The sequence below is a fragment of the Nocardia sp. CA-107356 genome (assembly GCF_050946365.1).
Classification (GTDB): Bacteria; Actinomycetota; Actinomycetes; order Mycobacteriales; family Mycobacteriaceae; genus Nocardia.
The window spans coordinates 2,540,596-2,558,005 of record NZ_CP191992.1 but is presented as its reverse complement, the minus strand read 5'-3'; the positions used below and the strand labels follow the sequence as shown (position 1 = coordinate 2,558,005).

Genomic DNA, 17,410 nt, shown 5'->3' with positions numbered 1-17,410 from the left:
CGAGCGGTCGACTCAGATCAGGGTGGACAGCACCAACCAGGACACGAACGCCGAGGGCAGCATCGAATCGAGGCGATCCATAATGCCGCCATGGCCGGGCAGCAATGTGCCCATATCCTTGATGCCCAGTTCCCGCTTGACCTGCGATTCGATCAGATCGCCGACGGTCGCCACCAGCACCAGACCGACGCCGAGCACCACGCCGATCATCGAATTGGCCTCCAGCAGCAGGGTGACCGTCAGCAGACCGCCGATGACGCTGAACACCAGCGAACCGCAGAAACCCTCCCAGGACTTCTTCGGGCTGATCGCGGGCACCATCGGATGCCGCCCGAACAGCACACCGGCGACGTAACCGCCGACATCGGAACAGACCACCAGAATCATGAAGGTCAGTACCCGCAGATTGCCGTCGGGTTCCAGCAGCAGCAGGGTCGCGAACGATGCGAGCAGCGGGATCCAGGCCAGCGTGAAGACGGCGATCGCGGTGTCGCGCAGGAAATTCCGCGGCGCGGTCTGCAAGCCGTGATCGAACAGCCGCCACACCATGCAGATCAGCGTGGTCGCCGCGAACGCGCCCGCCACACCGCTGGCGCCCCACGGCCAGCCGAGCCAGAACACCGCCTGACCGCCAACGATGAGCGGAATCCGCGGCACAAGGACATCCGCCTCCCGCAGCCGTTTGGCGACCTCCCAGGTGGCCACGCCGACCCCGGCGGCAGCCACCCCGATGAACACCTTCGGCACGAACAGCAGAATCGCGATGAGCGACAGACCGAGACCGAAGCCGACTGCCAGCGCGGCCGGCAGATTGCGACCGGCGCGCGAGGCGGGGGGCGCAGGTTCCGCCGAGTTGTCGTGCGAGGCCGCGGCGCTCACCGGCGCACCGATCGATGATTCGGGCATCGCGGATTCATTACTCACCTGCCCGGAGATCGCGGGTTCACCGAGCGCCGGTTCAGGATGTGCGGTGCCCGACATCGCGGCATCGACCGCGCGCCCGTTCATCGCATCAGGTGTGCCGTTGCTCGGCCTCGGCTCCTCGGCCGCACCGGTCGCGGCGGCTTTCTCGGCCACGATTGTCCCGTCGCTCAACTCGTCGTTCCGTTCGTCCCCCGCCCGGGCGGGCCCTCGGATCTGGCCTCAGACCTCGAGCAGTTCGGCTTCCTTGTGCTTGACCAGTTCATCGACCTGGCCGACATATCTGGCGGTGGTCTTGTCGAGTTCCTTTTCGGCGCGCCCGACCTCGTCCTCACCCGCCTCGCCATCCTTCTGGATCCGTGACAGTTCGTCCATGGCCTTGCGGCGGACATTGCGAATCGAGACCTTGGCGTCCTCGCCCTTGCCCTTGGCCTGCTTCGCCAGTTCGCGACGGCGCTCCTCGGTGAGCTGTGGGACCGAGATCCGAATGATGTCACCGTTATTGGTGGGGTTGACACCGAGATCGGAGTTGCGGATCGCGGTTTCGATCGCGCCGAGCGTCGACTGCTCGTACGGCTTGATCACCACCATCCGCGGTTCCGGCACGGTAATGCTCGACACCTGGGTAATCGGGGTCGGCGAGCCGTAGTAGTCGATGACGATCCGTTGGAACATGCCCGGATTCGCGCGACCGGTGCGGATGGACCCGAGATCGTCCTTCGCCACCGAGACGGCCTTCTCCATCTTCTCCTCGGCGTCGAAGAGCGCTTCTTCAATCACGACCGTTTCCTCCACAGCGTCGTCATCGTCATGATCCGCGGGCGCGGGGTCAGGACCGAACCAATGTGCCGATCTTCTCACCGGCGACCGCACGGGCGATATTGCCCTTCGTCAACAAATTGAACACCAGAATTGGCATCTGGTTGTCCATGCACAGGCTGAAGGCCGTCGCGTCGGCGACTTTCAGGTCGCGCTCGATGACCTCTTTATGCGTGATTTCGGTGTACATCGTGGCGCTCTCGTCGACCCTGGGGTCCGCGGTGAACACCCCGTCGACGGCCTTGGCCATCAGTACCACATCCGCGCCGATCTCCAGCGCGCGCTGGGCGGCCGTGGTGTCGGTGGAGAAGTACGGCATGCCCATGCCCGCGCCGAAGATGACCACACGGCCCTTCTCCAGATGACGCTTGGCGCGCAGCGGCAGATACGGCTCTGCCACCTGCCCCATGGTGATCGCGGTCTGCACCCGGGTGTCGATGCCCTGCTGTTGCAGAAAGTCTTGCAGCGCAAGGCTGTTCATCACGGTGCCGAGCATGCCCATATAGTCCGAGCGGGCGCGTTCCATACCGCGCTCCTCGAGTTCGGCGCCGCGGAAGAAGTTGCCGCCGCCGATCACCACGGCCACCTGAACTCCGCTGGAGACCACCTCGGCGATCTGCTCGGCGACCGTCTGCACCACGTCGGGATCGAGCCCGACCTTGCCACCGCCGAACATCTCCCCGCCCAGTTTGAGGAGCACCCGGCGATATCCTGGGCGATCGATCCCGGGGTCCGTCATGGGTGTTCGTCTCCTTCGGCGGTGGGTTTCGGTCTGTCGGCAGGCACAGGGGCCGGATGGCAACGCGGAGGCTCAACACGGAGCGCCCTTATCCTGCCCTACTCGGATTCGGAGTGGGTAGAAGACCCCCTCGGACGCAACGAACTCGCCCGGTCAGGCTCGGGAATTGCGGATGAACGCGCGGCGTCCGAACAGCCGAAACCCCTCGTACACCGTATCCGGGTACGAGGGGTTCGCGGACGTTATCAGGCCTGGCCGACCTCGAAGCGGGCGAAGCGGGTCACGGTGACACCGGCCTCGTCCAGCAGGGCCTTGACGGTCTTCTTCGAGTCGGTGACCGACGCCTGCTCCAGCAGGACGACGTCCTTGAAGAAGCCGTTGACGCGGCCCTCGGTGATCTTGGGCAGCGCGGCCTCGGGCTTGCCCTCTTCCTTGGCGGTCTGCTCGGCGATGCGGCGCTCGTTCTCCACCACGTCGGCCGGAACCTCGTCGCGGGTCAGGTACTTGGCCTTGAGCGCGGCGACCTGCATGCCGACGGCACGCGCGGCCTCGGCGGCGGCGTCACCCTCGCCCTGGTACTCGACCAGCACGCCGACGGCGGGCGGCAGGTCGGTGGCCCGCTTGTGCAGGTAGACGGCGACCGGGCCGTCGAAGGCGACGACGCGACGCAGCTCGAGCTTCTCGCCGATCTTGGCGGCCAGCGCCTGCAGCGCCTCCTCGACGGTCTGACCGTCCAGCTTCAGCGCCTTCAGCGTGTCCAGGTCGGCCGGCTCGGCGGCCGCGGCGGCGGTCACGATCTTGTCGGCGAGACCCTGGAACTCGTCGTTCTTGGCGACGAAGTCGGTCTCGGAGTTGATCTCGATCAGCACGCCGCCTTTGGCGACGACCAAGCCCTCGGCCGTAGCGCGCTCGGCGCGCTTGCCGACATCCTTGGCGCCCTTGATGCGCAGCACCTCGACGGCCTTGTCGAAATCGCCTTCGGTCTCGACGAGCGCGTTCTTGCAGTCCATCATCCCGGAGCCGGTGAGCTCCCGCAGCCGCTTCACGTCAGCGGCGGTGTAAGTCGCCATGGGTGGCGATCCTCCTGTGTGTTGTCTCGGGTGGTAACACCACCTTGCCGACCACTCCTACCTAGGAGGGGTCGGCAAGGTGAACAAACGCCATTGCGTCGGCAGCCTCAGAGCCGGAGGCGGCAGCCTGCGTAACCGTGTAGGCCCCGCTGCCGCCGCCATCCAACACTGCGTCGATCAGGCGTCGGCCGGGGTGGCGGGCGCCTCGGCGGCAGCCGCCTCGGCGGGCGCCTCGGCCTCGGTCGCGGCGGGGGCGGCCTGCGCGAGCAGTTCCTGCTCCCACTCGGCGAGCGGCTCGCCCGCACCGGCTTCCGGCTTGTCGTCACCGGCGGAAACACCGGCCCGCGCCTGCACGCCCTCGGCCACCGCGGAAGCGACGACCTTGGTCAGCAGTGCGGCGGAACGGATCGCGTCGTCGTTACCCGGGATCGGGTAGTCGACCAGGTCGGGATCGCAGTTGGTGTCCAGGATCGCGATGACCGGAATGTTCAGCTTGCGCGCCTCGCCGACGGCGATGTGCTCCTTGTTGGTGTCGACGACCCAGATGGCCGAGGGCACCTTGGCCATGTCACGGATACCGCCGAGGGTGCGCTCGAGCTTGTTCATCTCACGCGTGAGCATGAGGATTTCCTTCTTGGTGCGACCCTCGAAACCACCGGTCTGCTCCATCGCCTCGAGCTCCTTGAGGCGCTGCAGGCGCTTGTGCACGGTGGAGAAGTTGGTGAGCATGCCACCCAGCCAACGCTGGTTGACGTAGGGCATCCCGACACGAGTCGCCTCGGCCGCGATCGACTCCTGGGCCTGCTTCTTGGTGCCGACGAAGAGGACGGTGCCACCGTGGGCGACGGTCTCCTTGACGAACTCGTAGGCCTTGTCGATGTAGGTCAGCGTCTGCTGCAGGTCGATGATGTAGATGCCGTTGCGGTCGGTGAAGATGAACCGCTTCATCTTCGGGTTCCAGCGCCGGGTCTGGTGTCCGAAGTGTGCGCCGCTGTCGAGCAGCTGCTTCATTGTTACGACAGCCATGGTGGGCATATCTCGCTTTCGTTGCCGGTTGACGCGGTGAATCGGTGATCCACCGCCCTGGCGCCTCCGAATCATCGGACCCGATCACGAGGATCAGGACCAGCCGATGATTCCCTGCTCCGCATACGCACTGCCGATCACGAAGTCGAGCTCCGGTTCGAACAGCGCCGTTGCGAACAAGCACGGGGTGGCGCGCGAAGTCGGTCCGTGCACGCACAGACCGCTCGACCAGTCTACGGGCTGAGCGGGTGAGTTCCTAAATCGCCCTGTCATGGACGTAAACGGGGGATGTCCACAACCGAGCGAGTTGTCCACACACGCCGGATCGGGGCTACTGCAGGTGCCTCGCCCGACCGAGGCTGGAGGCATGAATCGCATAGCTATCTCGATAACCATGATCCTCCCGCCGCTGTTCCTGTTGTCGCTGGTTGTGGCGCAGCCGGTTTCGGCCGCACCGCCGAATCGCGCGGCTGCCGTGACCGTGCCGTTGGGACCTGCGGCAATCGCTCGGCCTGATGGCATTCGGTCTTATGCATCGGAAGTCGTGTTCGGGGAGTGCACGGGTTCGGCTTGTTCCGCGCCGCGACCGGGTAACGGGCTGGCGGATGTGCCGGATCCGCTGCGGTTGGCGCCGGTCATCAGGAACGTGGCGCCCCATGTGCTCCGCGTGCACGTCGCGCCTGCCGCACTCCGTGTGAATGGAGTGCCCGATGCACTCGACGCAGAACTCGCGCTCGACGCACTCGATGTGAACGTCGCACTCGATTCGCCTCACGTGGACGTCGCACTCGACGCACTCCACGTGGACGTGACGCCCAATATGCTGCGCGTGGTCAGTGCGTGGACGCCGTTTTCTGGGGAGCCCGCAGCTTCGCTCCCAACTGATATCGCCCGTGGGGAGGGCACCGGATCGGCGAGGTTCTTGCCGCGGATTGTCGATGATCTGCTGGCGCGGCTGCTGGATCTGGTTCATCGAGTTCCGCTCCCGCTGCCTCGCTGATCTCGAATGAACGCGGTCAGCAGGGTCGGATGGCCGCGTTGGCGGCAGTTGGTTTCGATCGTCGTCGCGGTCATCGCTCTGCTGGGACTCGTTGCGGAGCAGTCGGTTTCAGCTGCTCCGCGCGGGGAGTTCAGTTGGCCTTTGCAGCCACGGCCCGCGGTCGAGCGACGGTTCGACAAACCGGCGCACGACTGGCTGCCCGGACATCGCGGGGTCGATCTGGCGGGAGCGGCCGGGCAGGCGGTGCTTGCGGCCGGGGACGGCATCGTGGTGTTCGCGGGGACGGTCGCAGGCAAACCGGTGGTGTCGATCGACCATCCCGGCGGCCTTCGGACCACCTATGAGCCGGTGCGAGCCGCGGTTTCGGTCGGGTTGCGAGTCCGTCGCGGGACGCGGATCGGCACCTTGGAGGCGGGTCACGAGGGCTGCCCGACGGCCGCCTGCCTACATTGGGGTGCACGGCGCGAAGCGGCCGGACACACCCCACGCGAGTACATCGATCCGCTCGGCCTACTCCACCCGACTCCGCTGCGTTTGAAACCGGTCACCTGAGTCCGCCCCGGTCAGCGGTAGCACACCGATCGTCGAACTCGCGCAGAGTCGGTGACTGCCTCGCACAAGCCGCACAACCTGCGCGAGGTGCTCACTGGATTTGCGCGAGCCCTATACGTCCGATTGTGTCGGACGCTCTTCCCTTCGGAGCAGTACTGGGGCGAGGATCGGACTATGGGACATGCGCTCGGGGATCCGCCGTTCACCTACGCCGAGGTCGGCGCGACGAAGGATGGGCTTCCCGAGGGCTACCACGGGTTTCGGCTGCGGCGCCGTATCGGGCACGGACGGGCGCTGTTCGAGCAGGCGGGTGCGGAGATCGTGGCGTATCGAATGCAGAAGGGTGCCGGCATATTTCAGGAAGCCGACACTCCGACCGCTCAGCCGGGGACCCGGCTGACGGTCCGACTCGGCGTCGGCCCGGTCGGAATCACCGCACCGTGCCGGGTCGTCTATGTTCTCGACGAACCCGACCGTCGCGGCTTCGCCTACGGCACCCTGCCCGGCCACCCGGAGATCGGCGAGGAACTGTTCGCCGCCGAATTCGACCCCACCGACGACGCCGTCTACGGCGTGGTCACTGCGTTCTCCCGGCCCGGAGCCTGGTACGTCCGCCTCGGTGGGCCAGCAGTCCGCGCCATCCAGCACTACATCGCCGGAAAATACATCGGCACACTCCCGACCTCGGCCTAGAGCGGGGTCGACGCAGACCGTCTCGCCCATACACGTAGGTGTTCATCGCTGCACACGCGCAATCCGACGTGTGCAGTGACAAACAACGTGTGTCGTCCTAAAGCGCATGTGCGCAAAGCGTTCCGCATCACACCAACGACAGTGGCTGGCGCCCCTGAGGGGGGTGGTTACAGCAATGCGTCCAGTGCTGCGGCCTCGGCGCGCAGCAAGTCGCCATGGTCGGAGCGGCCGAGGGTGTCGTATTCGTCGGCGGACTGGTGGCGGTCGGTGATCTCGGCGCGGACGATCTGTGCGATATCGGCCTCGGTGAGGTCACGGCGGCGGGCTTCGGCGGCGCCGAGTCCGACCGCGCTGTACTCGATGGCACCGGCCTTGATGTCCACGGTGTCAATGGCCTCGGCATTGTCGATGGCGCCGAGTGCGGAGCGCAGACCGGCGATGGCGCTGCGGTCGCGGGTCTTCATGGCCGCGGACAGGGCGGTGCGGAGGCGATCGCGCAGGGGCACGGACTTGTCGATGGGTTCGGTGGACATGGTCGCCGACCGTACGCGCCGGGACCTCGCGGGTCGAGGGATTTGTTCGAGCGACACCCGAGGTCACGGCGAGTTCCGCCGGGATTCACTGTCACGGAGTGACGATGGCGAAGTCCGGATCCGGTTCATCCAGGGCGCCGACGATCTCCGCGAGTTTGGTGGGGTCGCCACCGAGCGTGATGGCGCCGCTGGCGACCAGCGCACCGAAGTCGTCACCTGCCAGCAGGACTCGGATCAGTGTCGGCCTGGTCAGGGTGAAGGAGGCGTCGGGGTCGGGAAGGGTGACGCCGTCGGGCCGGTCGTAGTGCGTCAGGCGACCGTTGCGCAGTTCGAGACGGTGGATGCGGTTTTCGTCGCTGATATGCCAGTCGGTCACCACCCGCAAATTCCACGCCTTGGGGCCGTCGACACGCAAGGCCATGGCGTCGAAAATCTGCTCGACGGACAGGGCGGCGAGCAGGGTGGGAGCATTCGTCGTCGTCGGAGTGCCGAACGAGCCGTTGCGCAGTTCGTAGGCGCCGCTGAGGTAGAAGTTGCGCCAGGTGGCATTCTCCGCGCCGTAGCCGAGTTGTTCGAAGGTGTTGGCCTGCAACGTTTTCGCGGCCTCGTTGGTCGGATCGGCGAAGATGACGTAATTGACCACTTGGGCGACCCATCGATAGTCACCGGCATCGAAGGAGGCCCGCGCCTTGCGCAGCACTTCGTCGGCACCACCCATGAATTCCACATGCCGCCTGGCGGATTCGACCGGCGGATGCTCCCACAGATGCGCCGGATTGCCGTCGAACCAGCCCATATACCGCTGGTAGATGGCCTTCACATTATGGCTGACCGATCCGTAGTAACCATGTGTGTGCCAAGCGCTTTCGATGGCGGGTGGCAGCGCGATCAGCTCCGCGATCTCACTGCCGACATGGCCCTGATTCAGCAGCCGCAACGTCTGATCGTGCAGGTAGCCGTACAGATCTCGTTGCAGGGCAAGGAATTCCACCAGCCGCTCGGTGCCCCAGGTGGGCCAGTGGTGCGAGGCGAACACCACATCGGAATCGCGGCCGTACAGATTGATCGCCTCGGTCAGGTATTCGGCCCACACATGCGGGTCACGCACCAACGCACCGCGCAAGGTGAGCAGGTTGTGCAATGTGTGCGTCGCGTTTTCGGCCATACACAGCGCGCGGTGATCCGGAAAGCAGAAGTTCATCTCGGCCGGAGCCTCGGTGCCCGGGGTGATCTGGAAGATGATGCGAACCCCGTCCACCGTTTCCTGCTGACCGGTGGCGGTGATATCCACAGTCGGAGCGATCATGGTCACGGTGCCCAACGAGGTGGTCTGGCCCAGGCCCGCTCCCACTTGGCCGAACGGGCCGCGCGGCAGCACCGCGCCGTACATGTAGGCGGCACGGCGCGCCATCGCGGTGCCTGCGTATACGTTCTCGGCCACCGCGTTTTCCAGGAATCCGGCCGGAGCCAGCACCGGGCAGCGGCCCGCCGCAACGTCTTCGGTGCTCGTCACGCCCATCGCACCGCCGAAGTGGTCCACATGTGAGTGGGTGTAGATGAGTCCGGTGACGGGTCGGTCGCCGCGGTGCGCGCGATAGAGGGCGAGTCCAGCGGCGGCGGTTTCCGCGCAGATCAGCGGATCGATGACGATCACGCCGTCCGTGCCCTCGACCAGCGTCATATTCGACAGGTCGAGGCCGCGTATCTGATAGATCCCTTCGACGACCTCGTACAGACCCTGTTTGACCACCACGCCGGACTGGCGCCACAGGCTCGGGTGCACCGACGCCGGGCACGGCTCTCGCAGGAAGTCGTAGGAGTCGTTGTCCCACACCACGGTTCCGTCGGCGGCGGTCACAACGCCCGGTTCGAGCGCGGCGATGAATCCGCGATCCGCGTCCGCCAGATCGGCGGTGTCCGCGAACGGCAGGGTCGAGACCGCCTGCCGCTGGTGCTCGACGATCAACTCGCTGGGCGCGGTCGATGTAGTCATATCCACCCTCCTTGTCAGCTGAACTCTCCTGGGCCTGCCGTTGATACGTCGAACTGCGGTGCTTCAGAGCAGTGGATCCGTCAACGCGATTACCACCCCGACGACACCGACGGCCAGTACCGCCACCGTCGTTGCGGCAATGGCACCCCGGCCGTGTCCGAAGCGACCTTCGTGCAAGGTGCGATTGCGCGAAAAACACAGTCCCGCAAGCGCCGCCATCGCGATGGCGGCACCGATCGGCGCGATGGCCGCTGGTCGCCACCCGCTGGTCGCCGCATGATCGAGCAGCAGTGCGGCAATCGCCATCGCGCTGATGGCAGTGCGCCGCCAAGCGAGCGCGGTGCGCTCAGCGGCCAGACCCTCGCTCATCGCAGCAACACCGCGATAGCGGCCAGCGCCGACACGATGGCGATGCCCATCGACAGGATCGGCACCATGATGGTGCTGGGCAGCGGTTCGCCGCTGCGCATTGCCGCGCCGACGCGTCGCCAATGTCCGTACGCACCAACCGCGATGATCACCGCGAGCACGATGCAGCTCATTGCGAGCGCCCGTCGAAGTCCCGCCATCCGCAACGGTTGCACCAGCGTATGCACCGCGACACCACCGGCGAGCAGCCCGAGCGACGTGCGGATCCAGGCCAGGAAGGTCCGCTCGTTGGCGAGGGTGAACCGGTAGTCGATCTCCTCCTCGCCCTCTCCGGATTCCTCGGCTGGATTGGGCAGAGTCATATCGCCTCGGATTCGAGTACCGAACCGCCGGTTCCGGAAGGGCGGGGCGCCTGTGCGCACCCCCAGAGCCAAGTCACCGCGAGCATGACCACCAGTGCGGGCTTGCCGAGAATCAACGCCACGGTGCCGAGGATAACCAGCTTGTTCGCGAGATACAGCGGCACCATGACGGCGGCAAGGACGGCCCAGAACACGAACCGGGCCAAGGTGATTCGACGATGTCGGCGCAACCGGATGGCGGAATCGGCGGGTTCGAGGATGCCCGATACCGACGCCGCGACGACCCGGACCGAATCGCCCCTCATCACCCGGACCGCCGCCGATGCGACGGCGATCAGGATAGCGATGAAGATGCCCACTTCAGCGCTCGCAACGGAGTAGCCGAGCAGAAACCCAATGGCCGGTGTGGCCCCGTCGAGGATGTGCCGCGAACCGCGTATCGCCCGGAACCCACCCCAGGCCTCGCCGACCAAGGTTTGATGTTGCTCCAGTTCAGTGGCCAAAATGCGCTGGCCTTCGGAATTCACGGATACCTCCATCGCTGGTCGGTTTCCTGCCGTAAGCAAACGATCCGCTACGTCAGATTAACCGCCGTCGACGTGGTCGTCCACGAGGTTCGCCGCTTGCGGATGCGACCGAACTGCGGATACACCGTCAGAGCGATGTGGCGTCCTGGAAGGTCATCGCGAGTCGATCTACGACGGACGCCATGAGCGCGCGTTTGGGTAAACCGAGGGATCGCAGCTCATCGGCCCAAGCATGGTCGCCGAGGGACAACTCGGCGCCGCCGGGGCGGGCACGCATACCGGACGGTTCCATCTGCCACTGTGTGCACCGGGTGACCCCGTCGATATGGGAGTAGGCGTCGAACGACGAGCCGCCGTTGCGGCGTCCCGGGATCGACAGGCCGGGGCGGATGGTGAGATCGACGATCAGCTGTCCGTTCTGGTGCAGTACGCCACGACGTACACGGCCTTCGTGGTGCGCATCGAAATCCGCGATTTCCTTCGGGAATCCCCAGATCCCGCGGCCCGCCGCGAGGGTGAATTCGCCATCGACCGGAAGACGATGAATGAAGACGCCAGCTCCGCCGGTAGAGAGGGCTCGGAGATCGCCGAGCGCGGTAGCGGGTCCAGAGGCGTGGTGACGAACCATGAACGACACGCCGAATTCGTTGTACGGCCCCAGGTCCCCGTCGACATAGTCGACGAACACAAGCGTGCACATGGCACGACCGCCGGGCAGCCGGAGTATCTCCAGACCGGAGTAGTCGATCGCTCGCTGGGCGGCAGTCGCGGATACCGCATAGGTCGCCATAAAGGCATGCGCGAGCCGAATCCGCACCGGCATCCGCACTTCCTTGCCCAACACGGTATGCGTACTCATCGAGCCACCTGCCCTGCGACGCAGCGCGAGCCGACCACGGGCCGGTCAACGAATCGTGCGGCGTTCACGAATCCTCCGAACTAGAACTCGTGCCAGAATAGCGACAATTTCACCCTCTCCGCATCGCTTCTCGTGACAAGAACACGTTTCATAATCGCGATCGGATCCAACGAGCAGCTCGACGTTCCCCCGGTTAGTTCGGGCTTATGCGGCGGACAGCGCCTCGACAAGGTCCGAGACAGCATCGAATGCGATCGCACCGTCGAGCGGATTGGAGTACGTGCAACCACGTGATCAATCCATCGCGCACGGGCGATCGTCACGATGTTGAAGCCGAACGCCGACCGGTCGGAATAACGGTGCCGCGCACGCAGACGATGGGCGGCTCGCGGACCTGATCATGGGTTGCCTGCGGCCATAGCCGACCGGCCCGGGCTCAGGCGCGGGGATGTGCCTGGTCGTGGACTTTCTTCAGACGCTCGATGGAGACGTGGGTATACAGCTGGGTGGTGGCCATGCTGGCGTGGCCCAGGAGTTCCTGCACTACGCGTAGATCGGCGCCGCCCTCGAGGAGATGGGTGGCCGCCGAATGCCGCAGGCCGTGCGGACCCATATCCGGTGCGCCCGGAATCGCCGAGACGACCTCGTGGACAACAGTTCTGGCCTGACGCTGGTCGAGGCGTCTGCCGCGGCGGCCGAGCAGCAGTGCACGGCCGGAGTCGGCGGCGGCGAGTGCGGGGCGGCCGTACCGCAGCCAGTTCGCGATCGCCTCGTCGGCGGGAATACCGAACGGCACCGACCGCTCCTTGTTGCCCTTGCCGAGCACGCGGACCAGCCGTCGCTCACGATCGATGTCGTCGAGGTCGAGCCCACACAGCTCGCTCACCCGGATCCCCGTCGAATACAACAGCTCCACGATCAGCCGGTCGCGCAATGCCATCGGATCACGCTGTACCGCACCGGATTCCGCCGCATCCATGGCGGCGACGGCCTGCTGTGTGCCGAGCACCGCAGGTAACACCCGATGTGCCTTCGGCGAACCGAGCCGGAGTCCCGGATCGATCGCGAGCCGCCCGGTACTGGTCAACCACGCCGTAAATGTCCTGGCCGAGGAGGCCCGCCGCGCCATCGTCGTCCGCGCGGCCCCACCGGCCGACTGCGCGGCCAGCCATGACCGCAACAACGCCAAATCCATCTCCCGCACTGCCGAATCCGCCGACCGCGCGACCAAATGTCCCAACAACGACCGCGCATCCCCCACATACGCCCGCGCTGTGTGCGCCGACCGATTCCGCCCCAGCCGCAGATGCCGCTCGTACTCCATCAGCAACGCCTCGAGATCCTCCGGCAACTCCATCCCCCCACGGTCACCGTCCCGCGCCCCATTAGCAAGCCAGCACGCCGAACCAGCATTGCTCTACCCACCTTGCACGAGCCAGTATCCCGCCACGGCCGCATCCGATCTGGCCCACCGGATCTGGTCCGCAATCGGCCGCAACCGACACCCCCGCACCCGAGCTCAGTCGATACGAGGGCGGGTCCCTCATTGTTTCGAACTTTTCGCGGTTCGATACCAGCCGTTTTCGTCCATGCCGACCAGTCCGGCCAGTTCGAGGGCTGGTAGGACGGCGCGGACGGTGGACAGTTCCAGACCGGTGTCTTCGGCGATGGCGCGTGGCTGGCGGGAGCCGACTTTCGGCAGGACCGCGAAGACCGATGCTTCGTCGCCGAGCAATTGGTCGCCCGGGTCGGATGACTGCCGAGTCGGGAGCGAAAGGCGCAGTGGTCCTGCTTCATCGATGACCTCCTCGGCGCGGGTAACGAGTAGGGCCTCGCCTTCGCGGATCATGCGGTGACAACCCACCGAGGATGCGGAGGTGACCGGGCCGGGGATGGCGAGAGCGGGGCGGCCGAGGCGGCGGGCCCATTTGACGGTGTTGCGAGCACCGCTGCGTAGCCCTGCCTCCACCACGAGAACACCGTCCGCCAGGGCAGCGATCAGTCTGTTGCGTGCCAGGAATTGGTTCTTGTGGGCAACCGTGCCGGGCGGGTATTCGCTGATCACCAAACCGGTTTCGGCGATCTCGGCCAGGAGCCGCTCATGCTGGGCGGGATAGGGGCGGTCGACGCCGCAGGCGAGCACGGCAATGGTCGGGGCGCCAACGGCCAGAGCGGCACGGTGGGCCATGCCGTCGATGCCGAAGGCGGCACCGGACACGATCGTCCAGCCTTGTACGGCCAGATCACCGACGATCTCACCGGTTACGTGATCACCATATCCAGTACTGCACCGCGCCCCGACCACGGCAATGGCGCGCTCACTCGACTCGAGCAGCGATCGCGGCCCAAGCACCCACAACACCAATGGCACTGCCCCATCCCGATCGCGTCCTGGCTCGAGCTGGCTGAGGCCCAACATCCGCCACGCAGGCCATTCCGGATCGTCCGGGGTAACCACACGCCCGCCGAGCCGCTCCATCATCTCGAGATCCCGTGCCGCACAGTCGATCTCTCGCCGCTTCGACGTCGGCCCGAGCAGCGACTCCGGCAACGCGCATTCCCACACCGCCCGCGCGGCCTCCACCACCCCAACCGACTCGATCAACGACGACAGCGCCGCACACGGCCCCTGCACCACTCGCGACAGATACGTCCACGCCAATCGCCGCTCATCAGCGGCGCCACCGGTAACGACCGCCGCCTTTTTATCCGCCGAGGCCCAATCATCAAGGTCCACAACCCCGTACCTCGAGCGACGCGATCCGCCAGCCATAACCACGTCGCCACACCCCGCTGTACCGGCCCCGAAAGACTCCGACGCACCTGGATACGAACCACTCCCAGCCCCCACACCCGCGGACCTCGACGGGCGGGATCCGCCACCCATCACTCCATCGCCACACCTCGCCGCCCCCTCCCCCAAAACCTCCAATGCACCTGGATACGGACCACGCCCAGCCCCCACGCCCGCGGACCTCGCGGCCGCACAACCATCGGCGAGCGTCATCTCAGCCCGCGCCGAAACAGTCGGGCGATCACGCATCGTCGCCTCCTCGTGCCCCGAGGCAACGACCTCATCTCCCGCCACGCGAGGAGCATCCTTCACCGATGCTTCCGGATCCCCAGCTGCAACGGAACCACCCGCCGCAACGCAACCAGAGACAACACCCGTGATCACTGGCGCGTATGCGGAATCGGGGGCCTCGGTGCCCACCGCCCATTCACAGCCCGACCCCGGAGTGCCGTCTCCCGCACCCCGCCCGTCATCCACTACCGACGCCCCACCTGTCCGGTCCTCATTCATGGCGCACTCCGCTGCGGAAGTTCGCCGCCGCCAAGTACTTCCGGCGCGCCAGGACGACGCCGCAGCAGGACGTACACGCAGCGACCGACACAGGATCGGCTCTGCCGCCAGCAGCGATCGCAGAGCGCTGCGCCGCACCCGACCCATCGACCGTTGCTACGCCAGCGCACCCTCGAGCGTTCACTCCGCCGCCCACGCGGCAGCAATTCCCGCCACCCAACGGCCGCGCCTCTTGCGATATTCCCGCGCTCACTGCGCCCCCCGCTGCCGGAAGTTCAACGCCGCCGATACATCTTGGGCGCTGGGTAGGTTTGCGCCGCGGAGGTCGCAGATTGTCCAGGCGACGCGGATGGCGCGGTCTGCACCGCGGGCGGAGAGGCGGCCGAGCCGGAGGGCGGCCTCGACCGGGGCGGTTGCCTCGTGGGGCAGTCGGAATCGTTGGCGGAGAATGTGGCCCGGGACTTCAGCGTTGCTGGTCCAGCCATATTCCTTCCAACGGTGCACTGCCGCTTGCCGTGCCGCCGCTACTCGCCCGCGCACGACCTCGCTGCTCTCGGCCTCCTCGGCAGCGAACGACGCACCCGCGTGGCCGTGCATTTGGACCCAGATATCTATGCGGTCCATCAATGGTCCGGACAGTTTGCCGAGGTATCGGCGGCGGGCAAGCGGCGGGCAGATGCAGTCGACGTCGCGGGCGGGGGCGCACGGGCAGGGATTCGCGGCGAGCACCAGTTGGAATCGTGCCGGGTAGCGCGCTACCCCGTCGCGGCGCGCGATGCGAACTTCGCCCTCTTCCAAGGGGGTTCGCATCGCTTCCAACACCTTGGCACCGATCTCCGCACATTCGTCGAGGAACAGCACACCCCGGTGCGCGCGGCTGACCGCACCCGGGCGTGCGGTCCCCGATCCGCCGCCGACCATCGCGGTGACCGAGGTCGAATGATGCGGCGCGACGAAGGGCGGCATGGTGATCAAGGGGTGGTCACCGGAGAGCGCGCCGGCGACCGAATGGATGGCCGTCACCTCGAGAGCTTCGGCTTCGGTAAGGGGTGGCAGTAGGCCCGGAAGGCGTTGCGCCAACATGGTTTTGCCGATCCCCGGCGGCCCGGTGAGCAGCAGGTGATGACCGCCCGCCGCAGCCACCTCCAAAGCCCACCTCGCCTCTTCCTGACCGACCACCTCGCTCAGATCGCCGCCGCCGCGAACGGTGTCGGGCAGGATGCCATCGGGTTCGACAAGGACGCCCTCGCCACGCAGCCACGCGACGACGGCACGCAGGCTGGCGGCGCCGAAGACCTCGATGCCGTCCACCAGACCGGCTTCGGCGAGCGTGGATTCCGGCACGATCACCCGTGACCAGCCCGCATTGCGCGCCGCGATCACCGCGGGCAGGATGCCGCGCACGCGGCGGACCCGACCGTCCAGCGCCAATTCCCCCAGCAGTACGGTCTTTCCGAGCCGATCGGAGGGAATCACACCCGCCGCGTCGAGTACTGCGATCGCAAGTGCCAGGTCGTAGACGCTGCCGATCTTGGGCAAGGTCGCCGGGGACAGCGCCAGAATCACCCGGCCGTCCGGCCACTTCTCGCCGGTGTTCGAGACCGCCGACCGAACCCGGTCACGGGATTCGGACAGCGCGGTATCGGGCAGTCCGACCAGATGCACCGAGGGCAGGCCCTGTCCGATATCCGCCTCGATCTCGACCAGTTGACCGTCCACCCCGGTCACCGCGACCGAACACGCCACCCCCAGCGCCATCAGAACACCGCTTTCAGGTGGTCGATGATCGGGCGGTGGCCGCGGTGCACCAGCACCGAAATGACATCGAACCGGATGTTGCGCCACGGACCGTCTTGTTCGGCCAGCCACACCAAGGCGAGCCGCCGTATCCGCTGCTGCTTCTCGAAGGTGACCGCCTCGGCGGGCGTGCCGAACTTGGCCCCGGTTCGGGTTTTGACCTCGACGAAGGCGGTGACCTCCACGTCCCGGGCGATCAGATCCAGTTCGCCGTATTTGCACCGCCAATTCCTGCTGATGATCTCCATCCCGGCGGCCTGCAGGAATCGTGCCGCCAGCTCTTCCCCGTGTGCGCCGAGCGCCTGGTTATCTGCCACCGCCTCAGCGTGCCCGGACCTCGCCTTCGGTCGGCGACAGCGACCTGGACGAACAGAAAACCTGTGGATACCCGCTCAGCTGTGGACAACTCCAGCGTCCGGTCCTCGCACGCCACATATTTGTCGGTGCCCTGTGCTATGGAGCCAGATCAACCGCTCTGCACCGATCGGAGGCGGGTGGCAATCGGCAGCGCCTTACTCAGGAAGCCGCAGATCGGGCTTTTCCAACTCCTCGATATTCACGTCCTTGAACGTGATCACTCGAACATGCTTCACGAAGCGCGCGGGCCGGTACATATCCCACACCCAGGCATCGCTCATGCGCACCTCGAAGTAAACCTCGCCGTCGGCGTTCTGCGGCCGCAATTCGACGGAGTTGGCCAGATAGAAGCGGCGCTCGGTCTCCACCACGTACGAGAACTGACCGACGATGTCTTTGTACTCCCGGTATAGCGAGAGCTCCATCTCGGTTTCGTATTTCTCCAGGTCCTCGGCACTCATCGGGTGGGACGTCCTCCTTCTCGCCGCA

19 protein-coding genes are annotated in these 17,410 nt (G+C 66.2%); 3 read left to right on the top strand and 16 right to left on the bottom strand.

Going from position 1 to position 17,410, the window contains the following annotated elements; all coding sequences use genetic code 11:
- Positions 1-12: 12 nt before the first annotated feature.
- From ACQP1G_RS11590 to rpsB, 5 genes are all read right to left on the bottom strand, one after another.
- Positions 13-1,077: a phosphatidate cytidylyltransferase gene (locus ACQP1G_RS11590; protein ID WP_433208407.1), complete on the bottom strand. Its 1,065-nt coding sequence runs from the start codon at positions 1,075-1,077 to the stop codon at positions 13-15.
- Positions 1,078-1,143: 66 nt separating this feature from the next.
- Positions 1,144-1,701, bottom strand: coding sequence for a ribosome recycling factor (frr, locus tag ACQP1G_RS11585; RefSeq protein ID WP_433202099.1), 558 nt, complete (start codon positions 1,699-1,701; stop codon positions 1,144-1,146).
- Between the two features lie 49 nt (positions 1,702-1,750).
- Positions 1,751-2,479: a UMP kinase gene (gene pyrH / locus ACQP1G_RS11580; protein WP_433202096.1), complete on the bottom strand. Its 729-nt coding sequence runs from the start codon at positions 2,477-2,479 to the stop codon at positions 1,751-1,753.
- Positions 2,480-2,724: 245 nt separating this feature from the next.
- Positions 2,725-3,549 carry a translation elongation factor Ts gene (gene tsf / locus ACQP1G_RS11575; RefSeq protein WP_433202093.1) on the bottom strand — a complete coding sequence of 275 codons (825 nt, stop codon included), beginning with the start codon at positions 3,547-3,549 and terminating at the stop codon, positions 2,725-2,727.
- A 177-nt stretch (positions 3,550-3,726) separates the two neighbouring features.
- Positions 3,727-4,575 (bottom strand): 30S ribosomal protein S2, encoded by an 849-nt coding sequence (gene rpsB, locus ACQP1G_RS11570; RefSeq protein ID WP_433202090.1) that lies wholly within the window; start codon positions 4,573-4,575, stop codon positions 3,727-3,729.
- A gap of 367 nt (positions 4,576-4,942) precedes the next feature.
- Here rpsB and ACQP1G_RS11565 point away from each other — a divergent pair, with 367 nt between their 5' ends.
- The 3 genes from ACQP1G_RS11565 to ACQP1G_RS11555 all read left to right on the top strand — a co-directional run bounded on the left by ACQP1G_RS11565 (position 4,943) and on the right by ACQP1G_RS11555 (position 6,820).
- Entirely contained in the window at positions 4,943-5,575 is a 633-nt protein-coding gene (locus ACQP1G_RS11565; protein ID WP_433202087.1) for a hypothetical protein, read from the top strand.
- A 6-nt stretch (positions 5,576-5,581) separates the two neighbouring features.
- Positions 5,582-6,127, top strand: a complete 546-nt coding sequence (locus ACQP1G_RS11560) for a M23 family metallopeptidase (protein WP_433202084.1) — start codon at positions 5,582-5,584, stop codon at positions 6,125-6,127.
- A gap of 174 nt (positions 6,128-6,301) precedes the next feature.
- Positions 6,302-6,820, top strand: a complete 519-nt coding sequence (locus ACQP1G_RS11555) for a DUF1990 family protein (protein WP_433202081.1) — start codon at positions 6,302-6,304, stop codon at positions 6,818-6,820.
- A gap of 167 nt (positions 6,821-6,987) precedes the next feature.
- Here the strand turns inward: ACQP1G_RS11555 and ACQP1G_RS11550 are convergent, their stop codons facing one another.
- The 11 genes from ACQP1G_RS11550 to ACQP1G_RS11500 form a co-directional block, all read right to left on the bottom strand.
- On the bottom strand, positions 6,988-7,353 hold the full coding sequence (locus ACQP1G_RS11550; RefSeq protein WP_433202079.1) for a hypothetical protein: 366 nt from the start codon (positions 7,351-7,353) through the stop codon (positions 6,988-6,990).
- 91 nt (positions 7,354-7,444) lie between these two features.
- A complete protein-coding gene (locus tag ACQP1G_RS11545) occupies positions 7,445-9,346 on the bottom strand; it encodes an alkyl/aryl-sulfatase (RefSeq protein WP_433202076.1) in 1,902 nt (633 codons plus the stop codon).
- A gap of 63 nt (positions 9,347-9,409) precedes the next feature.
- The gene (locus tag ACQP1G_RS11540; RefSeq protein ID WP_433202073.1) at positions 9,410-9,715 is read right to left on the bottom strand and encodes a DUF202 domain-containing protein; all 306 of its coding nucleotides are present in this window, start codon (positions 9,713-9,715) and stop codon (positions 9,410-9,412) included.
- Complete coding sequence (locus tag ACQP1G_RS11535) at positions 9,712-10,077, bottom strand: YidH family protein (protein WP_433202070.1); 366 nt, start codon at positions 10,075-10,077, stop codon at positions 9,712-9,714. The genes ACQP1G_RS11540 and ACQP1G_RS11535 overlap by 4 nt, the downstream gene beginning before the upstream one ends.
- The gene (locus ACQP1G_RS11530; protein ID WP_433202067.1) at positions 10,074-10,604 is read right to left on the bottom strand and encodes a hypothetical protein; all 531 of its coding nucleotides are present in this window, start codon (positions 10,602-10,604) and stop codon (positions 10,074-10,076) included. The genes ACQP1G_RS11535 and ACQP1G_RS11530 overlap by 4 nt, the downstream gene beginning before the upstream one ends.
- Before the next feature lie 127 nt (positions 10,605-10,731).
- Complete coding sequence (locus tag ACQP1G_RS11525; protein WP_433202064.1) at positions 10,732-11,463, bottom strand: acetoacetate decarboxylase family protein; 732 nt, start codon at positions 11,461-11,463, stop codon at positions 10,732-10,734.
- Between the two features lie 436 nt (positions 11,464-11,899).
- Positions 11,900-12,820, bottom strand: coding sequence for a tyrosine recombinase XerC (locus ACQP1G_RS11520; protein WP_433202061.1), 921 nt, complete (start codon positions 12,818-12,820; stop codon positions 11,900-11,902).
- Positions 12,821-13,006: 186 nt separating this feature from the next.
- Complete coding sequence (gene dprA / locus ACQP1G_RS11515; protein ID WP_433208404.1) at positions 13,007-14,125, bottom strand: DNA-processing protein DprA; 1,119 nt, start codon at positions 14,123-14,125, stop codon at positions 13,007-13,009.
- Positions 14,126-15,016: 891 nt separating this feature from the next.
- Positions 15,017-16,525, bottom strand: coding sequence for a YifB family Mg chelatase-like AAA ATPase (locus tag ACQP1G_RS11510; RefSeq protein ID WP_433202058.1), 1,509 nt, complete (start codon positions 16,523-16,525; stop codon positions 15,017-15,019).
- Complete coding sequence (locus tag ACQP1G_RS11505; protein ID WP_433202055.1) at positions 16,525-16,881, bottom strand: YraN family protein; 357 nt, start codon at positions 16,879-16,881, stop codon at positions 16,525-16,527. Before ACQP1G_RS11505 ends, ACQP1G_RS11510 begins: the two co-directional genes overlap by 1 nt.
- 195 nt (positions 16,882-17,076) lie before the next feature.
- The gene (locus ACQP1G_RS11500) at positions 17,077-17,382 is read right to left on the bottom strand and encodes a DUF2469 domain-containing protein (RefSeq protein ID WP_011210678.1); all 306 of its coding nucleotides are present in this window, start codon (positions 17,380-17,382) and stop codon (positions 17,077-17,079) included.
- Positions 17,383-17,410: the final 28 nt, after the last annotated feature.

Excerpts from the sequence above, each read along its gene's own strand:
- pyrH (WP_433202096.1), bottom strand. The coding sequence starts at position 2,479 with ATGACGGACCCCGGGATCGATCGCCCAGGATATCGCCGGGTGCTCCTC.
- tsf (WP_433202093.1), bottom strand. The coding sequence starts at position 3,549 with ATGGCGACTTACACCGCCGCTGACGTGAAGCGGCTGCGGGAGCTCACC.
- rpsB (WP_433202090.1), bottom strand. The coding sequence starts at position 4,575 with ATGGCTGTCGTAACAATGAAGCAGCTGCTCGACAGCGGCGCACACTTC.
- ACQP1G_RS11565 (WP_433202087.1), top strand. The coding sequence starts at position 4,943 with ATGAATCGCATAGCTATCTCGATAACCATGATCCTCCCGCCGCTGTTC.
- ACQP1G_RS11560 (WP_433202084.1), top strand. The coding sequence starts at position 5,582 with ATGAACGCGGTCAGCAGGGTCGGATGGCCGCGTTGGCGGCAGTTGGTT.
- ACQP1G_RS11555 (WP_433202081.1), top strand. The coding sequence starts at position 6,302 with ATGGGACATGCGCTCGGGGATCCGCCGTTCACCTACGCCGAGGTCGGC.
- ACQP1G_RS11550 (WP_433202079.1), bottom strand. The coding sequence starts at position 7,353 with ATGTCCACCGAACCCATCGACAAGTCCGTGCCCCTGCGCGATCGCCTC.
- ACQP1G_RS11545 (WP_433202076.1), bottom strand. The coding sequence starts at position 9,346 with ATGACTACATCGACCGCGCCCAGCGAGTTGATCGTCGAGCACCAGCGG.
- ACQP1G_RS11540 (WP_433202073.1), bottom strand. The coding sequence starts at position 9,715 with ATGAGCGAGGGTCTGGCCGCTGAGCGCACCGCGCTCGCTTGGCGGCGC.
- ACQP1G_RS11535 (WP_433202070.1), bottom strand. The coding sequence starts at position 10,077 with ATGACTCTGCCCAATCCAGCCGAGGAATCCGGAGAGGGCGAGGAGGAG.
- ACQP1G_RS11525 (WP_433202064.1), bottom strand. The coding sequence starts at position 11,463 with ATGAGTACGCATACCGTGTTGGGCAAGGAAGTGCGGATGCCGGTGCGG.
- ACQP1G_RS11520 (WP_433202061.1), bottom strand. The coding sequence starts at position 12,820 with ATGGAGTTGCCGGAGGATCTCGAGGCGTTGCTGATGGAGTACGAGCGG.
- ACQP1G_RS11510 (WP_433202058.1), bottom strand. The coding sequence starts at position 16,525 with ATGGCGCTGGGGGTGGCGTGTTCGGTCGCGGTGACCGGGGTGGACGGT.
- ACQP1G_RS11500 (WP_011210678.1), bottom strand. The coding sequence starts at position 17,382 with ATGAGTGCCGAGGACCTGGAGAAATACGAAACCGAGATGGAGCTCTCG.